The 18,336-nt window shown below is 64.6% G+C and carries 15 protein-coding genes; 12 read left to right on the top strand and 3 right to left on the bottom strand.

Features of this window, described 5'->3' with window-relative positions; all coding sequences use genetic code 11:
* Positions 1–393 precede the first annotated feature (393 nt).
* Together IVA80_RS00405 and IVA80_RS00410 are read left to right on the top strand one after the other, a co-directional pair.
* The gene (locus tag IVA80_RS00405; protein ID WP_247424312.1) at positions 394–795 is read left to right on the top strand and encodes a VOC family protein; all 402 of its coding nucleotides are present in this window, start codon (positions 394–396) and stop codon (positions 793–795) included.
* Between the two features lie 197 nt (positions 796–992).
* Positions 993–1,853, top strand: coding sequence for an SDR family oxidoreductase (locus IVA80_RS00410; RefSeq protein WP_247424315.1), 861 nt, complete (start codon positions 993–995; stop codon positions 1,851–1,853).
* Between the two features lie 252 nt (positions 1,854–2,105).
* Here IVA80_RS00410 and IVA80_RS00415 read toward each other — a convergent pair whose 3' ends face one another.
* Positions 2,106–3,893, bottom strand: a complete 1,788-nt coding sequence (locus tag IVA80_RS00415) for a peptide ABC transporter substrate-binding protein (RefSeq protein ID WP_247424317.1) — start codon at positions 3,891–3,893, stop codon at positions 2,106–2,108.
* A 370-nt stretch (positions 3,894–4,263) separates the two neighbouring features.
* Between IVA80_RS00415 and IVA80_RS00420 the strand changes: the two genes are divergently transcribed.
* The 10 genes from IVA80_RS00420 to IVA80_RS00465 all read left to right on the top strand — a co-directional run bounded on the left by IVA80_RS00420 (position 4,264) and on the right by IVA80_RS00465 (position 15,631).
* Positions 4,264–5,046, top strand: coding sequence for a MetQ/NlpA family ABC transporter substrate-binding protein (locus IVA80_RS00420; RefSeq protein WP_247424320.1), 783 nt, complete (start codon positions 4,264–4,266; stop codon positions 5,044–5,046).
* A 134-nt stretch (positions 5,047–5,180) separates the two neighbouring features.
* On the top strand, positions 5,181–6,215 hold the full coding sequence (locus tag IVA80_RS00425; protein ID WP_247424323.1) for a putative FMN-dependent luciferase-like monooxygenase: 1,035 nt from the start codon (positions 5,181–5,183) through the stop codon (positions 6,213–6,215).
* Between the two features lie 37 nt (positions 6,216–6,252).
* Complete coding sequence (locus IVA80_RS00430; protein ID WP_247424325.1) at positions 6,253–6,879, top strand: CMD domain protein; 627 nt, start codon at positions 6,253–6,255, stop codon at positions 6,877–6,879.
* Between the two features lie 12 nt (positions 6,880–6,891).
* The gene (locus IVA80_RS00435; RefSeq protein WP_247424328.1) at positions 6,892–7,476 is read left to right on the top strand and encodes an alkylhydroperoxidase domain protein; all 585 of its coding nucleotides are present in this window, start codon (positions 6,892–6,894) and stop codon (positions 7,474–7,476) included.
* 55 nt (positions 7,477–7,531) lie between these two features.
* Positions 7,532–8,689 carry an ABC transporter substrate-binding protein gene (locus tag IVA80_RS00440; protein WP_247424331.1) on the top strand — a complete coding sequence of 386 codons (1,158 nt, stop codon included), beginning with the start codon at positions 7,532–7,534 and terminating at the stop codon, positions 8,687–8,689.
* Between the two features lie 57 nt (positions 8,690–8,746).
* Complete coding sequence (locus tag IVA80_RS00445) at positions 8,747–10,570, top strand: ABC transporter permease (RefSeq protein ID WP_247424334.1); 1,824 nt, start codon at positions 8,747–8,749, stop codon at positions 10,568–10,570.
* A complete protein-coding gene (locus tag IVA80_RS00450; RefSeq protein WP_247424336.1) occupies positions 10,570–11,418 on the top strand; it encodes an ABC transporter ATP-binding protein in 849 nt (282 codons plus the stop codon). The genes IVA80_RS00445 and IVA80_RS00450 overlap by 1 nt, the downstream gene beginning before the upstream one ends.
* Complete coding sequence (locus IVA80_RS00455; RefSeq protein WP_247424339.1) at positions 11,415–12,155, top strand: ABC transporter ATP-binding protein; 741 nt, start codon at positions 11,415–11,417, stop codon at positions 12,153–12,155. Before IVA80_RS00450 ends, IVA80_RS00455 begins: the two co-directional genes overlap by 4 nt.
* A gap of 148 nt (positions 12,156–12,303) precedes the next feature.
* Positions 12,304–13,335 (top strand): HoxN/HupN/NixA family nickel/cobalt transporter, encoded by a 1,032-nt coding sequence (locus IVA80_RS00460; protein WP_247424348.1) that lies wholly within the window; start codon positions 12,304–12,306, stop codon positions 13,333–13,335.
* A complete protein-coding gene (locus IVA80_RS00465) occupies positions 13,316–15,631 on the top strand; it encodes a TonB-dependent receptor (protein ID WP_247424342.1) in 2,316 nt (771 codons plus the stop codon). Before IVA80_RS00460 ends, IVA80_RS00465 begins: the two co-directional genes overlap by 20 nt.
* 48 nt (positions 15,632–15,679) lie before the next feature.
* On the opposite strand, the gene IVA80_RS00470 is transcribed toward IVA80_RS00465, so the two are convergent.
* A complete protein-coding gene (locus tag IVA80_RS00470) occupies positions 15,680–17,191 on the bottom strand; it encodes an ATP-binding protein (protein WP_247424345.1) in 1,512 nt (503 codons plus the stop codon).
* Between the two features lie 101 nt (positions 17,192–17,292).
* The gene (locus IVA80_RS00475) at positions 17,293–18,111 is read right to left on the bottom strand and encodes a YkgJ family cysteine cluster protein (protein ID WP_247424346.1); all 819 of its coding nucleotides are present in this window, start codon (positions 18,109–18,111) and stop codon (positions 17,293–17,295) included.
* Between the last annotated feature and the right edge of the window lie 225 nt (positions 18,112–18,336).

Below are 18,336 nucleotides of genomic sequence, written 5' to 3' on the forward strand. Positions count from 1 at the left end.
AGTTCTTCACCCTGGCGGCGTCACAAAGTCCGTAGCTGTTGATCCGTCCTCAGCCTCGTGCGTACCGCCGTTACCTTGTTTGCGGCCATGCCCGGTCATTGTACGGGAGGGCGCGTGATTCTGCTGTGACCTGGAGCACACAGTGGAAGGAGGATGGCGGGGCGGAGGTCAGGAAGATTGGGGGGCGCAGCTGGTTAGAGCACGGGAATCATGACCCTGGAGTCGGGGGGCGAGTCCCTCTCCCGCTACAAAAACTCCCCTGTTACCGCATCGGAACTACGGTGATAGGTGCGCTCGCCGAATTGTGCCACGCCCTCACATCGTGAGATATAGCGGCAGGCGGCCTGTCGCGCTTGTACAAGCCACTGGCGCAACGGTAAGGAGCAGGGCGACATGGTCAATGGTCTGCCAAGCGAAGTTGAAGTCATCACGTTGTTTGTCGATGACATTGCATCGTCGAAAGCGTTTTACGCCAAGGTTTTCGCATCTGAGACCATTTGGGAGGACGCGGTCTCATCCGTGCTCAGATTCGGCGGGCTCCTGATCAATCTTCTCGACGTGTCTCAGGCGCCGCCGCTCGTTGAACCGTTGCGTGTCGCGCAATCGTCCGTAGGTGTGCGCGCACTCTTGACGATCAGGGTCGCTGACGTCGACCAAATGTGTTCGGCCCTTCGGGAGATTGGTGTCGATCTGCTCAATGGGCCGATCGATCGCCCTTGGGGACGGCGAACCGCGTCCTTTGCCGATCCCTCAGGCCATGCCTGGGAGATCGCACAGGTAATTAAACGAGGATAGAAAGCGCTTACAGCGAATCTGGCTCTCCGCTCCTGTGAGCTCTCGGCTCAAGAGGATGGAGCGACGAAGCAAAGCTCGGGCGAAAACGCGCCGCGAGATCGGAAAGGCGTGTCTGCGGGCCAGAGACCAGAGCCTGGACCGGCGAGGAACGCTTGCGGTGGCTCTCCGTTAGCGGAGCAAACTTGCGGAGCCGCTCCATGACCGACTATCCAAGGCCGCCTTTTCCTGCGCAGCAGCAGCCGATGCCCGGTTCGACGCGGGCGATGAATCCTCGGCCGGATCACGGCGAGGAGAGTTACAGGGGCGCCGGGCGCCTTTCCGGAAAGAAGGCGATCATCACCGGGGGCGACAGCGGCATCGGCCGTGCGGTCGCGATCGCCTATGCCAGGGAAGGCGCCGACATCGTCATCGCCTATCTGAACGAGGACGAGGATGCCGCCGCCGAGGTCAAGGCGCTGGTGGAGCGGGAGGGACGCAAGGCCATCCTGATCCCCGGTGACATCCGCAATCCCGATCATTGCCGTGCGATCGTCCGGCGCACCGTCGAGGAGCTTGGCGGCATCGACATCCTCGTCAACAATGCGGCCCATCAGGCCACGTTCAAGGACATCGCCGATATCAGCGACGAGGAATGGCAGCGGACGTTCGAGACCAACATCCACGCCATGTTCTATCTGACCAAGGCCGCCGTCCCCCATATGCGCCCGGGCGCGGCGATCGTGAACACGGCCTCGGTGAATTCCGACATGCCGAACCCGAGCCTGCTCGCCTATGCCACGACCAAGGGAGCCATTCAGAATTTTACCGGCGGGCTTGCCCAGATGCTGGCGGAGAAGGGCATTCGCGTCAACGCCGTCGCGCCGGGTCCGATCTGGACGCCGCTCATTCCCTCGACCATGCCGGAGGAAAGGGTCAAGAATTTTGGCAAGCAGGTCCCGATGCAGCGCGCAGGCCAGCCGGCCGAGCTCGCAACCGCCTATGTCATGCTCGCCGATCCGCTCTCGAGCTACACATCAGGAGCGACCCTGGCTGTCACGGGTGGAAAGCCGTTCATCTGACCCGTGCCATTCCGGTGCCCCTGCACTTCACCGCCGTCGCGAAGCAAAGCTCGGGCGATTCGCGCCGCGAGAATGCGAAGACGTGTCTGCGAGACGAAATGTGTGTTGGAGGATGACGATGTCGCCCCTTGCTCCGTCATTGCGAGCGGAGCGAAGCAATCCAGAATCCCTCCGCGGAAACGCTCCGGATTGCTTCGCTCCGCTCGCAATGACGATGTGGAGAGAGCGTTCGCCGCAATCCCGCTTCCGCCCTCAAATCCGATACCACGCCGCCAGATTCCACGTCGTGACGTCCCAGCCCGACATGTCGACCATGAGGTTGTTGACGCCGGCGTTGACGACGTTGCGCGAGAGCAGCGGCAGGAAGACGTGGGCGTCGCAGAAGGTCTCGTCGACCTTGATCAGCAGCGCGGCGCGCTTGACCGGATCGAGCTCGTGCTGCGCGGCCTTGTAGGCGTTGTCAACCTCGGGGTCGGACCAGCGCGAGATGTTGCGGCCGAGCCATTTGTTGTCCTTGGTGGCGATCTCCCAGGACACGCACTGGTTCAGGAAGCGCTCCGGATCGGGCTGCGGCTGCGTGGTGTTGTACATCTCGATGTCGGCATAGAATTTCGAGTAGGTGTCGGGGTTGCCGACATCGGAGGAGAAGAACACCGATGCGGTGACCGACTTGATCTCGATCTCGATGCCGGCCTTCTGGCAGGCCTGCTTGATGATGGCCTGCGTCTTCTGGCGCGGCGCGTTGGTCGAGGTCTGGAACACGTATTTGAGCCTCTTGCCGTCCTTCTCGCGGATGCCGTCCGCGCCCTTTTTCCAGCCCGCTTCGTCGAGGATATTGTTCGCCTTGTCGGCGTCGAACTCGTATTTGAGCTTGGGCGACTTGAACTGCTTGGGCGCGTTGACGAAGCTCGCCGTGGCGACGCCGCCGCGGCCGTAGATGAACTTCTGGATCGAATCGCGATCGATCAGCAGGTTGATCGCCCGGCGCACGGCCGGATCGGACAGCGTCGGGTGCTTGGTCTTGACGCTGGAGCGCTCGCCGTCGACCTCGGTCCACGGGTCGGTCGTGTTGAGCATGATGAACTCGACGTTGCCGGACGGCGTGACGTCGAGCTTGCCCTTGCCGCTCGCCTCCATGCGCTTGAGGACCTCCTCCTCAACCTGCATGTTCCAGGCATAATCATATTCGCCGGTCTGCAGCACGGCGCGCGCCGCAGACACCGCATCGCCGCCGCCCTTGATCTCGAGCGTGTCGAAATGCGGCTGGTTCTTGATGTGATAGTCGGCGTTGCGTTCGGCGCGGATCAAATCGCCCGGCTTGAACTCGACGAACTTGTACGGGCCGGTGCCGACTGGCTTCAGATTGCCCGGCGCATCGCGCGACTTCGCGCCGGCATACTCACCGAAATGGTGCTTCGGCAGGATCTGGCCGACCGAGCCGACGAAGGGGTCGGCCCAGAACGGCGTCGGCGCCTTGAAGATCACCTTGACGGCGTGGTCGTCGATCTTCTCGACCTTGATGTCCTTGTAGGATCCCGTGCTGTACGCCGCTGTTGCGAGATCCGCGGCGTATTGCCAGGTGAAGACGACGTCGTCGGCGGTGAAGGGCTTGCCGTCATGCCACTTGACGCCCTGCTTCAGCTTCCAGATCACGCTCATGCCGTCCGCGGAGAGGCCGCCATTCACCTTGGTTGGAACCTCGGCGGCGAGGCAGGGAATGAGGTTACCCTCCTTGTCCCAGCCGGCGAGCGGCTCGAAGAAGACGCGCGAGGCGATCTGGTCCTTGCTGCCGATCGCGAAATGCGGATTGAGCAGGGTCGGGGCCTGCCAGAGCAGGATCTTGAGCGGACCGCCGCCGCCGGCCTTGGTCGGCTTGTATTGCAGCGTGGCATCCGCCATCGCCACGTCGTTCCAGAGCAGGATCTGGCTCGCGACCGGCGCTGCGATCCCGACCGCTGCCATGGCCCGGACGAACGCGCGCCGCGACAGCGTGCCTTGCTTCACCTCCGCGATGCGTTCACGGATTTCGTTTTCGTTCATCGGATGACCTCCACCTCAAAGACAAGTCGTCAACGGCGGCCCATCATGTTTCATGATGGGCGAGGCGGCAATGCCGGCCATGCGGCAAAGCCCTGCGACGAAATGACGATGTGGGATTGGATTGCTGCGCCGCGCTCGCAATGAACTGTGCGGGGAGAGCCGTGTAGAAGCCCGGATGGAGCGCAGGGCAATCCGGCGTCAGGTCGGCCAGCGTGGCCCGCTTGTGCAGGCGCATTCGTTCCCCACATCAGGTCGAACGGAGAAGCGTTGTCCGCGTCCGCCGACAAATATGGATTTCCATTTCATTGATTTCGCCCGGCGGAGAAGCGAATACGGTTCCAGTCATTGCCGCAGACCTACGGAGACCAAGATGTCGTTTCGCCTCCCCCTGATCCTCTCGACCGTGCTCGCCGCCTGGTCGGCCGCAGCGACAGCCGAGACCATCAAGATCGGCGTGACGCCGGGACCGCATGCACAGATCCTCGAAGCGGTGAAGCCGATCGCAGCGAAGAACGGCCTCGATATCCAGCTCATCGAGTTCTCCGATTATGTCGTGCCGAATGCCGCGCTGGACGCGGGCGAGATTCAGGCCAATTCGTTCCAGAACCAGCCCTATCTCGACAACCAGAAGACCGATCGCGGCTACAAGATCGAGGCCGTCGGGCTGACCGTGAATTTTCCGATCGGCGTCTATTCGAAGAAGCACAAGGCCTTCGCCGACATCCCCGAGGGCGGCAAGGTCTCGATCCCGAACGATCCGACCAATGGCGGCCGCGTGCTGCTGCTGCTGCGCGACAAGGGCGTGATCAAGCTGAAGGACGGCACAGGCTTCAAGCCGACGGTGCTTGATATCACCGAAAATTCCAAGAAGCTGAAATTCATCGAGGTCGATGCGGCGCAGGCGCCGCGCGCGCTCGACGATGTCGACGCCGCCGCGATCAACACCAATTATGCAACCCAGGCGGGACTCGATCCCGTCAAGGACCCGATCCTGCGCGAGGACCCGAAAGGCCCCTACGTCAACCTGATCGCCATTCGCACGGCGGACAAGGACAAGCCCTGGGTCAAGATCCTCGTGGACAGCTACCACGCGGCGGAGGTCAAGGAGTTCGTCCTGACCAAGTTCAAGGGCGCGGTGCTGCCGAGCTGGTAGGCAGTCTGCCCAGCGAAAGTCCAGCACAATCCAGGGCAGGGGCGATCCCGGCGGGCAGCCTTGCGCAATGCCCGCTTGTCTGGAGCTGCGGCAACCGACATCATCGGGGCCCATCCTCGCCCGACAGGGGTCGTATGAAACGTTTTGCAAACCTGAAACGACTTGGGTTCTTCACGCGGCTGCTCGATGAAGCCTTGCCCGCCGAGCGATACCGCTTCGCCGCCGAGCAGATCGTGCGCGCGGAAAAGGCGGGCCTCGATTCCGCGTGGATCGCGCAGCATCATTTCCACGAGCGCGAGGGTGGCCTGCCGTCGCCCTTCACCTTCCTCGGCTACGTCGCGGCGCAGACCTCGCGCATCCGCCTCGGCACCGGCATCGTCACGCTGCCGCTGGAGAATGCTGTGAGGGTGGCCGAAGACGCCGCGGTGCTCGATCTTCTGTGCAACGGCCGCTTCGAACTCGGCGTCGGCACCGGCGGGAATCCCTCGGCCTTTGCTGCCTTCGGCCTCGACAGCGCCCAGCGCAATGAGATTTTCGCCCGCAACCTGGACGTCGTTCGCACGGCGCTGATGGGGAAGCCGCTCACCGGCGGCGATACGCTGTACCCGCAGCGGCCCCAATTGGACAACCGGATCTGGCAGGCGACATTCTCGGTCGCGGGTGGCGCCCGTGCCGGCAGAGCGGGCGACGGCCTCTTGCTGTCGCGGACCCAGCCCCGCACCAAGGAGGCGCCGAAGGCCACGCTCGCCGAGATTCAGAATCCGGTCATCGATGCCTATCTCGAAGCGCTGCCGCCAGGATGCGAGCCGCGCATCATGGCCTCGCGCAGCGTCTTCGTCGCCGACGATCGAGCCGAGGCGTTGCGCCTGGCCGATATCGGGCTGCGGCGTGCGCTCCCGCAGTTTCTCAAGGGCGGCCACGCCAGGCCGGGCGAGACGCTGGAGGAGATGATCACGGCGTTCGACACGCATGTCGGTGCGGCCGACGACGTCATCGCTTCGCTCCGCACTGATGCCACGCTGGAGCGGGTGACCGATCTCGTCTTCCAGGCCCATTCGGTCGATGCGCCGCATCCCCATATCCTGCGCTCGATCGAGCTTGTCGCAGCCAAGGTCGCGCCGGCGCTGGGCTGGACCCGGACGGCGGCTGATGTGGCTCTGGCGGGCTGATCGGAATGAATTTGATCGTGTCGCACGAGGTTGAATGATGGCTACGAAAGATATCATCGACACGCTCGCCGGGATCGAACCCGGCTCGGCGCTGGATGCCATTCGCACACGCCGCCCGCAGGCGCGCGAGAACGCGCAGAAGAGCTATCTCTCGCTGTTCGAGCCGATCGAGGCCGGAGATGTTTCGCTTGTGGAGCGCGCCGCAGTTGCGCTTTTCGTGATCGGCCTTCACCGCGAGCCCGCCGCGGCCGCCTTCTACCGGGCGAAGCTCGCGGCAACTGCCGATGGCGCGCGCCTGGTTGAAGCGATCGAGGCCGAAATCGCGCGGGGCGAAACCTCAGGCCCGTACGGCGCCTTTCCGACCGGCCCGCTGTCGGTCGAGAACAAGGCCGGTTTGATCTATCGCGTGAGCGCAGAGCGCAAGCCCGACCTCGGACCTCGGCTCGTTGCGGCGTTTGAGCATGCGCATCTGCTGGTGTTCCGGCCGCGCGATGCGGCGGCCGCCGACATGAAGGCGCTGCTCGCGGTCGGCTGGTCGAACACCGGCATCGTCACTTTCTCTCAGCTCGTCGCTTTCCTGTCGTTCCAGGTGCGCGTCGTCGCCGGACTGCGCGTGCTCGCTGCCTCGCTCGGGCGCACCGTAAAAGCCGCAGCTGGCGCGTAAGGAGGCTGCATCATGAACGCTGCAAACAAAGTCAATCCGCCCGTCGTCTTCACCCAGGACGAGCTCGGCTGGGTGTCGTGGATCGATCCGCTGCCCGAGGCTGAACTGACCGAGCGGCATTTCGCGGGCCTGGTCGATCGCGCCCGTGCCAAGTCCGAATATTTCCGTCTTCTCGTGCGTGATCCCGAGGTGCTGGAAGCCCGCACCAGGACCGACAAGGACATCTTCTACAACGTCGCCGATGGCCTGCCGCGCGCCGAGCGCGAGCTCGCGGCGGCAGCGACCTCGCGCTACAACGGCTGCATCTATTGCGCCTCCGTGCATGCGCGTTTTGCCAGCACCTATTCCAAACGCCGTGACGACGTGCAGCGTCTGCTCGACGAGGGCATCGGCGCCGATCTCGGTGAACGCTGGAACGCGATCGTCAGGGCGTCGGTCGCCCTGGCTGCGGCGCCGATTGCGTTCGGCCAAGACAATATCGAGGAGCTGCGCCGCGCGGGTCTTGACGATGGCGAGATCGTCGATGTCATCAACGGCGCGTCGTTCTTCAACTGGGCAAACCGGCTGATGCTATCGCTCGGTGAGCCCTCGAAATAGGCAGTCTCACTGGCACAAGAATTGCCACTTGTTTTAACACTGGATGGAGCCGTGCATGAGCAACATCGATCGTCGTACCCTGGTCAAGTGCTCGCTCGCCACCATGATGGCGGGAGCAGCCTTCCCGCGCGGAGCCTTCGCGCAACCGTCCGAACCGATCCTGCTCGGTGTCAGCGGTCCCCTGACCGGGCCGAACGCGCAATATGGCACGCAGTGGAAGCAGGGCTTTGATCTCGCGCTCGACGAGATTCTTGCAGCCGGTGGCATCAATGGCCGCAAGCTCGCCTACAATTTCGAGGACAGCCAGAGCGACCCGCGCCAGTCGGTGGCGATCGCCCAGAAATTCGTCTCCGATCCCCGCATCGTCATGGAGCTCGGCGACTTCTCCAGCCCGGCCTCGATGGCCGCCTCGCCGATCTATCAGCGCGCAGGCCTGGTGCAATTCGGTTTCACCAATTCGCATCCTGATTTCACCAAGGGCGGCGACTTCATGTGGAGCACGTCGGTCAGCCAGGCCGACGAACAGCCGCTGCTGGCGTCATATGCCGTAAAGCGCCTCGGTCTGAAGAAGCTCGCGGTGCTGCATCTCAACACCGATTGGGGCCGCACCAGCCGCGACTATTTCGTCAATGCGGCGAAGGAATACGGCGCGGAGATCGCGGTCACCGAGGGCTATATCGCGGAGGAGCGCGACTTCCGCTCCACCTTGGTGCGCGTCCGCGACGCTAGTCCCGACGGGCTGATCCTGATCTCCTATTATTCCGACGGCGCGCTGATCGCGCGTCAGGCGCGACAAGTCGGGCTGAAGCAGGTGATCTGTGCGGCAAGCTCGGTGTACTCGCCGAAGTTCCTGGAGCTCGGCGGCGATGCGGTCGAGGACGTCCATGTCGGCACACGCTACTTCCCGGAAGACCCGCGTCCCGAGGTGCAGAAATTCATCGCCGGTTTCAAGAAGAAATACAACGGGCAGGAGCCCGACGCTTTCAATGCCTATGCCTACGACGCGATGAACATGGCGGCCGCCGTCGTCAAGATCGGCGGCACGGACCGCCGTGCCATCCGCGAGGCCTTCACCAAGGTGCGCGACGTGCCGAGCGTCATCTTCGGTGCCGCGACGTTCGACGCCGCGAGCCGCCGCGTCAAGGGCGCCATGAACGCAGAGCTGGTCGTGCGCAAGGGCCAGTTCGCGCTCTGGGACGGCAAGCCGACCTGACGTGATGGCCGGAGCGGACGCTCCGGTTGCTTTCCTCTCAACTCGGGAATCACCCGCGTGTCTTCCTGGCTCGACTACACGATCAACGGGCTGATCGTCGGCAATGTCTACGCCCTCGTGGCGGTCGGGCTCGCGCTGATCTTCGGCGTCAGCCGGCTGATCAACTTCGCCCAGGGCTCGATCTATCTCGTCGGCGCCTATATCGGCTGGGTCGCGGTGGTGCAGCTGCACACGCCGCTGCCGCTCACGATCATCGTGGTGGCAGTGGCCGCGGCGCTGGTCGGATTGATCATCGAACGGTTCGGCCTCCGTCCGCTGCAGAACTCGGTGCGGATTGCGCCGCTGCTCGCGACCATCGGCATCAGCTTCGTGCTCGATCAGCTGGTGATGCTGACCTTCTCGCCGAACCCGCGCGCGCTGCCGAGCCAATTGCCGGATGTCCGCTTCCAGGTCGGTGGCGGCACGATCGGCCCGCTTGATTTGCTCATTGCCGGCGTCGGCATCACAAGCGCGCTGCTGCTGTTCGTGTTCCTGCGCTACAGCAAGCTCGGCTGGGCAATACGTGCCACCGCGCAGGACCGCGACGCCGCGATGCAGATGGGCGTCGACGTCAACCGCGTCAATCAGGCCGTGTTCGGCATCGCGGCCGCGCTCGGCGGCGTCTCCGGCATGCTGGTCGGCATGTACTACAACCAGATCGACACCGCGATGAGCCTTCAGGCGACGCTGAAGGGCGTCGTTGCGGAGGTGGTCGGCGGCGCCGGCAACGTGCCGGGTGCGGTGGTCGGCAGCCTGCTGCTCGGGCTGGTCGAGAGCTACGGCGTTGCCGTATTCGGCACCAGCTACCGCAATCTGTTCGCGTTCCTGCTGCTGGTCGTCGTTCTCGTTCTCCGCCCGAACGGCCTGTTCGCCAGCGCGCGTCAGGCGCCGCCCGAGCCGCTCACCGGCACTTTTATTGCGCCGAGCCGCCCGGTACGCATTCCGCGTTGGGCGCTGCTGGTTGCGGCCGGCGTGTTCGCGATCCTGCCGTTCTTTCCGGTGTCCTTCTACGTGCTCCAGACCCTGATCAACGCCTGGCTGCTGGGCATGCTCGCGCTGAGTCTGACATTGGTTGCGGGCACGATCGGGCAGGTCTCGCTCGGACATGCTGCGCTGCTCGCGATCGGCGCCTACACGTCCGCGCTGCTGTCGCTGAATTTCTCCGTCCCCGTCGGCCTCGCGATCATCGGCGGTGGCCTGATGAGCGCCGCGCTCGGCACCGCGCTGATCTCGCCGTCGTTCCGCCTGCGCGGGCATTACGTGTCGATCGCGACGCTCGCCATCGGCGAGATCGTATCGCTGGTGATCCTGAACTGGGAAAGCGTTACCCGTGGGCCGATCGGCATTTCCGGCATCCCGCCGCTGTCGCTGTTCGGCTATGACCTGATCAGCGCGACGTCGATCTACTGGTTCAGCTTCAGCGCGATGGTCGTGCTGGCGTTGCTCCAGGGCCGCCTGCTCGGCTCGCATCTCGGCCGCAGCTTCCGCGCCATTCGCGACGACGACATCGCCGCGCGCGCCTATGGCCTCAGCCTGAACCGCTACAAATCGCTGGCCTTCATTTTCGGCGGGTTCGCCGCCGGCGTCAGCGGCGGCATCGCGGCGCACCTCTATTCCTATATCAACCACGAGACCTTCAACACGCAGCAATCGATCCTGGCGCTCACGGTCGTCATCCTCGGCGGCCTCGGTAACGTCGTCGGCGCGATTCTCGGATCGGTGGCGCTGGTCGGACTGCCTGAAGTCTTCCGGATCGCCGCGGAGTACCGCATCCTGATCTACGGCATCGTGCTGCTGCTTCTCGTGCGGTTCAGGCCGCAGGGCCTGCTGGGGACGATCTGATGGCGCATCACCATACGCCGATGCTGTCCCTGCGCGGACTGACGCGCCGCTTCGGCGGCCTCACCGCCGTCGATGCCATCGATCTCGACCTTGCCAAAGGCAAGCTCATCAGCATCATCGGCCCGAACGGTGCCGGCAAGACGACGCTGTTCAATCTCGTGACCGGGCTTGATCGGCCCGATGCCGGCAATGTCGGTTTCGAAGGGCAGGACATCACGGGTCTCTCGCCCGAACGGCTCGCTGCTGGAGGCATCGCGCGCACGTTCCAGCTCGGCCGCGTCTTCGGCAATCTCAGCGTGATGGACAACGTCCTGATCGGCGCCCACACCCGGCTGCGCGCGGTGAAGCCGGCGGTGCCGGTGATCGGTCCGCTCCTGGAGTTGGGACTGGCGCTGTTGCGTCCGGCCAGCGTCAAAGCCGAAGAAGAGCAGCTGCGCGAGGAGGCCAAAGCCATTCTCGCCCGCTTCGGTGAGCGGCTGCTGCCGCGGATCGACCAGCCGGCCTACAGCCTCTCCTATGCCAACCGCCGCCGCGTCGAGATCGCACGCGCGCTCGCGCTGAAGCCGCGCCTGCTGCTGCTCGACGAGCCCACCGCCGGCATGAATCCGACTGAGACCGCTGAGATGCAGGGGCTCGTCGCCGAACTGAAAGCCGAAGGGCTCACCATCCTCCTGATCGAGCACAAGCTGGAGATGGTGATGCGCCTGTCCGACCGCGTCATCGTCATGGACGAGGGCAAGAAGATCGCGGAAGGGCCGGGCGAGGCGGTGCGCACCGATCCCAAGGTGATCGAGGCGTATCTCGGTCACGGCCTGTCGCGGACGGCGGAGCAGGAGAGCGCGGCATGACGGACAGTGCACCCGAACCGCTGCTGGCGCTGTCGAACGTCAATACGTTCTACGGCCAGGCCCAGGTTCATTTCGACCTGTCGATCACGGTCGGGCGCGGCCATATCGTCTGCCTGCTCGGCGGCAATGCCAGCGGCAAGTCGACGACAATGAAGATCATTCTGGGCCTCGTGAGACCGCGCTCAGGTGATGTGACCTTCGATGGCGCCTCGTTGCTCGGATTGACGACGCCGCAGATCGTCCGCCGGGGTATCGCCTCTGTCCCGGAGGCGCGGCGGCTGTTTGCGGACATGAGCGTGCGCGAGAACATTTTGATGGGCGCCTTCGTGCGCAACGACCGCGATGTGGTGGCGCAGGATCTCGACCGCATGCTCACGCTGTTCCCGAAACTTGGCCAGCGGCTGTCGCAGCGCGCGGGCTCCCTCTCCGGCGGCGAGCAGCAGATGGTGGCAATGGCGCGCGCGTTGATGAGTCGGCCGCGAATGATCGTGATGGACGAGCCGACCATGGGATTGTCGCCGCTCTATGTCGACCGTGTGCTGGAGCTGATCCGCACCATCAACCAGGAAGGTGTGTCGGTGTTCATGGTCGAGCAGAATGCGAGCCTCGCGCTCGAGATCGCGCACGAGGCCTATGTGCTCCAGACCGGCACGATCGTGCTCTCCGGTCCGGCGCAGGCGCTGAAGGACGATCCTCGTGTGCGCGACGCCTATCTCGGCGGCTCCGAGGCCGCCTAGCTCTGCGCAAGACTCGCCCCGGCCCGCCGGAATTGCACTGGTCGATATGATCATTTTCTGGAAAGATCATACTGTTGCCGCGATGGGGCGTGCAACGGACGGAATGATTGTCTTGACGCGATGGTCTTTGCGGGCGGTCGAGCCCGGAATGGTGCTGCTGTTCGGCGCGCTCACCCTCGCCAACATCGCCGCATGGGCCTGGGCCTTCGCGGCGTTCGGCGACCGGCCGACGGTGATGGCGACCGCGCTGCTGGCTTGGGTGTTTGGCCTCCGCCACGCCGTCGACGCCGACCACGTCGCCGCCATCGACAATGTCGTGCGCAGGCTGATGCAGGCAGGCGATATGCCGCGAAGTGTCGGCCTCTACTTCGCACTCGGCCATTCCACCGTCGTCGTGGTCGCGACCATGCTGCTGGCGCTGGGCGTGGTGAACCTTGGCGGCGACAGCCTGCTCAAGGAGATCGGTGGCTTGATCGGCACGTCGGTGTCGGCGCTGTTCCTGCTCGTGATCGCAGCCATCAATCTCGCCATCTTCGCCGGCCTGTGGCGGACGTTTCGCATCGCGCGCGAGCAGGGCGTTCACGAAGCAGCAGGCCTCGACGCGCTTCTCGCCAATCGCGGCTTGCTGGCGCGGCTGCTCGGCCCGATGTTTCGCCTCGTGACAAAACCCTGGCACATGTTTCCGCTTGGCTTCCTGTTCGGCCTCGGCTTCGACACCGCAACCGAGATCGGCCTGCTCAGCATCTCGGCGAGCGAAGCCGCGCGTGGCGCTTCGCTCGCCGATGTCCTGGTCTTTCCCGCGCTGTTCGCAGCCGGCATGGCGCTGGTCGACACCGCCGACTCGGCGCTGATGGTGAGCGCCTATCGCTGGGCCTTTGTCGATCCCCTGCGCAAGCTCTGGTACAACCTCACGATCACTGGCGCCTCCGTCGCGGTGGCGCTGTTGATCGGCGGCATCGAGGCGCTCGGCTTGATCGCCGACCGGCTCGGTCTGTCCGGGGGCATGTGGACGCTGGTCGATGCCCTCAACGAGTCGCTCGCCAATGTCGGCTTCGCCGTGATCGCGCTGTTCGCTATCGCCTGGCTCGTCTCGGTCGTGCTCTATCGCCGCATGTTTGCGGACGATCGCGCTGCTGCGCCAAAAGTGCTGGAATGTGCCGATGCGAGCGAGGCGGCCTGAGCCTGGCCGTCGCGGTGGCGCGCTGACGGCATTCTCGGCCATGGTGCTGCTGGCGGATGACGGCAGCGCCTTGGCGCAAAGCAATAGCACCTCGCGTGAATTGCCGCCGATTCAGATCTCCGGTCGCGAGACGCCGCGTCGCAAGCAGCCGCCCGCATCGCGACGCGCCAGCAAACCCATCCAGCCCAACGGCCGCATCGTTGTTGATCCGGCCACAACGCAAGCGGCCGACGACCGCAGCGTCGCCTCCGGCGCAAAGGGCCCGCCGAGCATGGCAAGCGAGATCACCGTCTCCGGCGAGGAGATCAACGCGCGCCCTTTCACGCGGCCGGGCGAGGCGCTCGAAGCCGTGCCGGGCCTGATCGTGACCCAGCATTCCGGCGAGGGCAAAGCCAATCAGTATTTTCTGCGCGGCTATAACCTCGATCACGGCACTGATCTCGCGATCTATGTCGACGGCGTCCCCGTCAACATGCGCACCCACGCGCATGGCCAGGGCTATGCAGACCTGAACTGGCTGATCCCGGAAACCATCAGCGCGATGGACGTGCGCAAGGGACCGTACTTCGTCGACGAAGGTGATTTCGCTTCCGTCGGCAGCGTGCGTATCGGCCTGATCGACCGGACCGAAAAAGGCCTCGCGCAGGTGACCGCCGGCAGTTTCGGCTATCGGCGTTTGCTCGGCATGGACTCTGCGAAGCTTGGTGACGGTTCGCTGCTCCTCGCCGGCGAACTCGGCACGTATAACGGCCCATGGGACAATCCGGACAATGTCCGCAAGCTCAACGGTCTCGTGCGCTACAGCCAGGGGACCGCGACGGATGGCGTGTCCGTCACCGGCATGGCCTATGCCAACAGATGGAATTCGACCGATCAGGTGCCGCAGCGCGCGATTATGAGCGGCCTGCTCGACCGCTTCGGCTCGGAGGATCCAACCGACGGCGGCAACACCAACCGCTTCGCGCTCTCAGGCCGCTTCGCGCAGAGTGACGATCTCGGGTCGTGGAAGGCCAACGCCTATGTCGTGAAGAGCCAGCTCGATCTCTTCAATAATTTCACCTATTTCCTCGGCGATCCCAGACTCGGCGATCAGTTCCACCAGCACGACGACCGCCTGATGACCGGCGCCAACATCTCGCGCACGCTGAACGGCTCGTTCGCAGGCCTGCCGATGCAGACGGCCATCGGTCTGCAATCGCGCTATGACGCGATCGATCTGGCGCTGGCCAGCACGTTTCGGCGCGGCTTCGTCTCCAACGTCCGCAATGACAAGGTCGGCGAGGGCAGTGTCGGCCTCTATGCCGAGAACACCGTGCGCTGGACGGATTGGCTCAGGACCACAATTGGCGTACGCGGCGATTATTACGCCGCTGACGTCACCTCGCTGCTCAACTCGAACAACTCCGGCCGCGCCGATGCGACGCTCGGCAGCCCGAAATTCAGGATGGTGCTCGGGCCCTTCAACCAGACCGAATTCTTCCTCGGCGCCGGCTACGGCATGCACTCGAACGACGCGCGCGGCGCGACGACGACGGAGGACCCCGGCGATCCCGGCACTAGGCTTACGCGGTCGCCGCTGCTGGTGCGCACGAAGGGCGCGGAGGTCGGCGTCCGCAGCAGGATCGTTCGCGGCCTCGATACCTCGCTCAGCGTCTTCATCCTCGATCAGGATTCCGAGATCCTGTTCTCCGGCGATGCCGGCGATTCCTCGGCGACACGCGCCAGCCGCCGCTACGGCTTCGAGTGGACCAACCACTATCGCCCAAAAGCCTGGATCGACATCGACGCCGATCTCGCGATGACGCATGCGCGCTTTCGTGGCTATGACAGCGATCAGGCGGAGGTCTACGCCTCGCTGGCGGGCTATCCGGAGGCGCAGATCGGCAACGCGCCCGGCAACTACATTCCGAACGCACCGGCGATGGTGGCATCAGTCGGCCTCACGCTCGGCGAGAAGACCGGCTGGTTCGGCAGCTTGCGCTGGCGCTATCTGGCGCCGAGTCCACTGACGGAAGACAATGCGTTCCGGTCGTCCGCAACCAGCATCTTGAACGGACGCCTCGGTTATCGCATCGACAATGGCTGGCGCGTTCAGCTCGACGCGCTCAATCTCTTCAACACGAGAGCGAACCAGATCACTTATGCTTACGGCTCGCTGCTCAAGACCGACACGCTCACCAATCTCTGCACGTCAGGTACCGCGCCGACCGCGGTTTGCCAGAACGGCGTGATGGATTACGTGCTGCACCCGGTCGAGCCGCTGACGTTCCGCCTGACCATGGTTGGAGCGTTCTGACACGAGCCACATCGTCATGGCCGGGCTTGTCCCGGGCAGCAATGAAGTTTAAGCCGAAGCCGCGCTCTGAATTTGCTCCGCCGGCAGATCGTCGGCATGGGGATCACCCGGCGCGGTCGCCCAGGCCAGCTCCACCAACGTCACGAATCTCCGGCCGGCACCGTCGAGCTGGCAGACGATCAGGCCCTGCTCCTCCATATAGCCGAGCAGGCGCTGCGCCCGGCGCAGCGAATGCGAGCCGTAGGCGCGGGCAATCGCGGCATCGCCGGGACATGGCCAGCCTTCTTTCGCCGCACGGGCGATCATCATGAACACGCCCTGCATGTCGTCAGGCAGGATCGAGGCGCGGAGCGACACCTCCTGCCAGGCGTCGTCCTCGGCGAGCTCTGCGCCGAGCCCGGCCCGCGCGTGCGTCAGCATGCGGCGGAATTCGTTGAGATCAGGCACCGCCGTGCCGAGGCCTTCGATCCGGCAGCGGACCACGAATTCCTGATAGAGCACGCCGATGGCGCGGAAGCCGGCATCAGGCGCGGCAAGCACGGCGCGCAAGGTGCGGTCCACGCGCTCGCGCCGCGTTGCGAGCTCTTCGGCGCTGACCGTTACCTCTATCACCTCAGGCCGGATCTCCGGCGCAGCCGCCTTTGCCGCGCGGAGCTGTTCGAGCAGATCCGGTGCCGGCCTTCGCTGCGGGCGGCTGGCATCGGGCGGCGGCGCGGCCAGGATCACGGCGCGCGCATTTTCAAGTGCGGCTTCCGGCAGCGGCATCAGCCGCGGTGTGGAATTGCGCGGCTGGGTGTCGGTCGCGCCGATGTGCAGACGCAGCGGACGGCGCGACAGCGCCGGGCCGAGCGCCATGAACTGCCCGCGCTCGAGATCGCGAAACGTCTCCGCCTGCCGGCGCTCCATGCCGAGCAGGTCGGCGGCGCGCGCCATGTCGATGTCGAGGAAGGTCCGGCCCATCAGGAAGTTGGAGGCTTCGGCTGCGACGTTCTTGGCTAGCTTTGCCAGGCGCTGGGTCGCGATGATGCCGGCGAGGCCGCGCTTGCGGCCGCGGCACATCAGATTGGTCATCGCGCCGAGAGAGAGTTTGCGTGCTTCGTCGGAGACTTCGCCCGCAACCGCCGGCGCAAACAGCTGCGCCTCGTCGACCACCACCAGCATCGGGTACCAATGGTCGCGGCCGACATCGAAGAGACCGCCGAGGAAGGCCGCGGCACGGCGCATCTGGTTCTCGGCGTCCAGCCCTTCGAGATTGAGCACGGTCGAGACGCGATGCAGCCGCGCACGCTCGCCGGCGACCTGAAGGCCGCGCTCGGTATGATCTTCGGCCTCGATCACGAGGTGGCCGAAACGCTCGGCCAGCGTGACGAAATCGCCTTCGGGGTCGATGATGGCCTGCTGCACCCAGGGCGCGCTCTGTTCGAGCAGCCGCCGCAACAGATGCGACTTGCCGGAGCCCGAATTGCCCTGCACCAGGAGGCGGGTCGCCAGCAGTTCCTCGAGGTCCATGGCCGCCGCGGCGCCCGCCGTGGTCTGCCCCATCTCGATTGCAACCGTCATGTCCCGACTCAAGTCCCATCATTCGCGGACAGGGGCTTATCAATCCGGCCGCGGCGCGTCGAGCGCTACTGCGCGAATCATGCCGTTGCCCACGGCGGAGTTCAGGCGTGGTTCGATTGCCGTAGAAGCGCGGGCCGGTAGGGCGCTTGCGGATCGTCGTCCTCGTTCTCGGGGATTGCGCAGGAGCCGAATTCCTGCCTGATCCGCTCGATCTCGGCGATGCGCTCGTGCAGCCGCCGCAAGTGCTCCTGCGATGTCGCCCGCCAGAACCGGAATGTGTCGGCGGTGAGCGGCAGGAACGCCGTTCCGAACAGCGTCGGATCGGCAACGATGGTGCGCCCGAGCAGCAGGAAGCGGTCGGCACCGGAGACCACGAGGGTCGCGTAGCCGCGGTTTCCGATCCGCCTGATCCCGTTCAGCGACCATTCGGCGAGCTTGCTGAAATAGGGCTCCTCGCGCCAGCGATCGGGACAATCGTCATCGACCGTGACGTTGACCGCGTCCTGGCTGAAATGCACGATGATGCCCGATGTCGCGGGAAACCACTCGTCGTCGAGATGGCCCTGCAGCCAGGCGCAGACGAATGAGCGGCACATCTGCGGACGGCGATCGTAGGTGGTACACCCGGTGCCGGTCTGCCAATGCCTGCACAGCTGGTTCACCGGCTTGTCGACGGCGGCCACCTCGAGGACATCACAGCAGGCGTTGCAGGATCCGCATTGCCGGGTCAGCGGCGCCGTGTTCGGCAGGCCAGTCGGCCGAAAACCCTGGCCGTCGCGGATCAGGAGCTTCTGCCTCTCCAGCGCACTCAACGCACGTTCGATCTTGAGACGGGATAGTCCGGTGGCGTCGATCACGCCCTTCATCGTCGTCGCGCCTGCCTCGACCGCGCAGACGACGCTCAGCATCGCCTGATCCATTACTTCTTTTTCTTCGTTTGTTCTTGTCTGGATCCCGAACGCAGGGACTGCAAACCATGTCGGGAAAGTCGTGAAAGACAGCTGAGTTGCAAAGCTACGTTACTCAGTAAGCCCCCGGTGAAGGCTGCCTTCCCGGATCGTGCTCAAGCGTGAGATGCTTTGCTCATTAATTTGCAAACAAATGAGCAAACGTGACGACGGTAACGGTTCTATCCGGTCCAGAGC

It is taken from the genome of Bradyrhizobium sp. 139, from assembly GCF_023074175.1.
Lineage (GTDB): Bacteria > Pseudomonadota > Alphaproteobacteria > Rhizobiales > Xanthobacteraceae > Bradyrhizobium.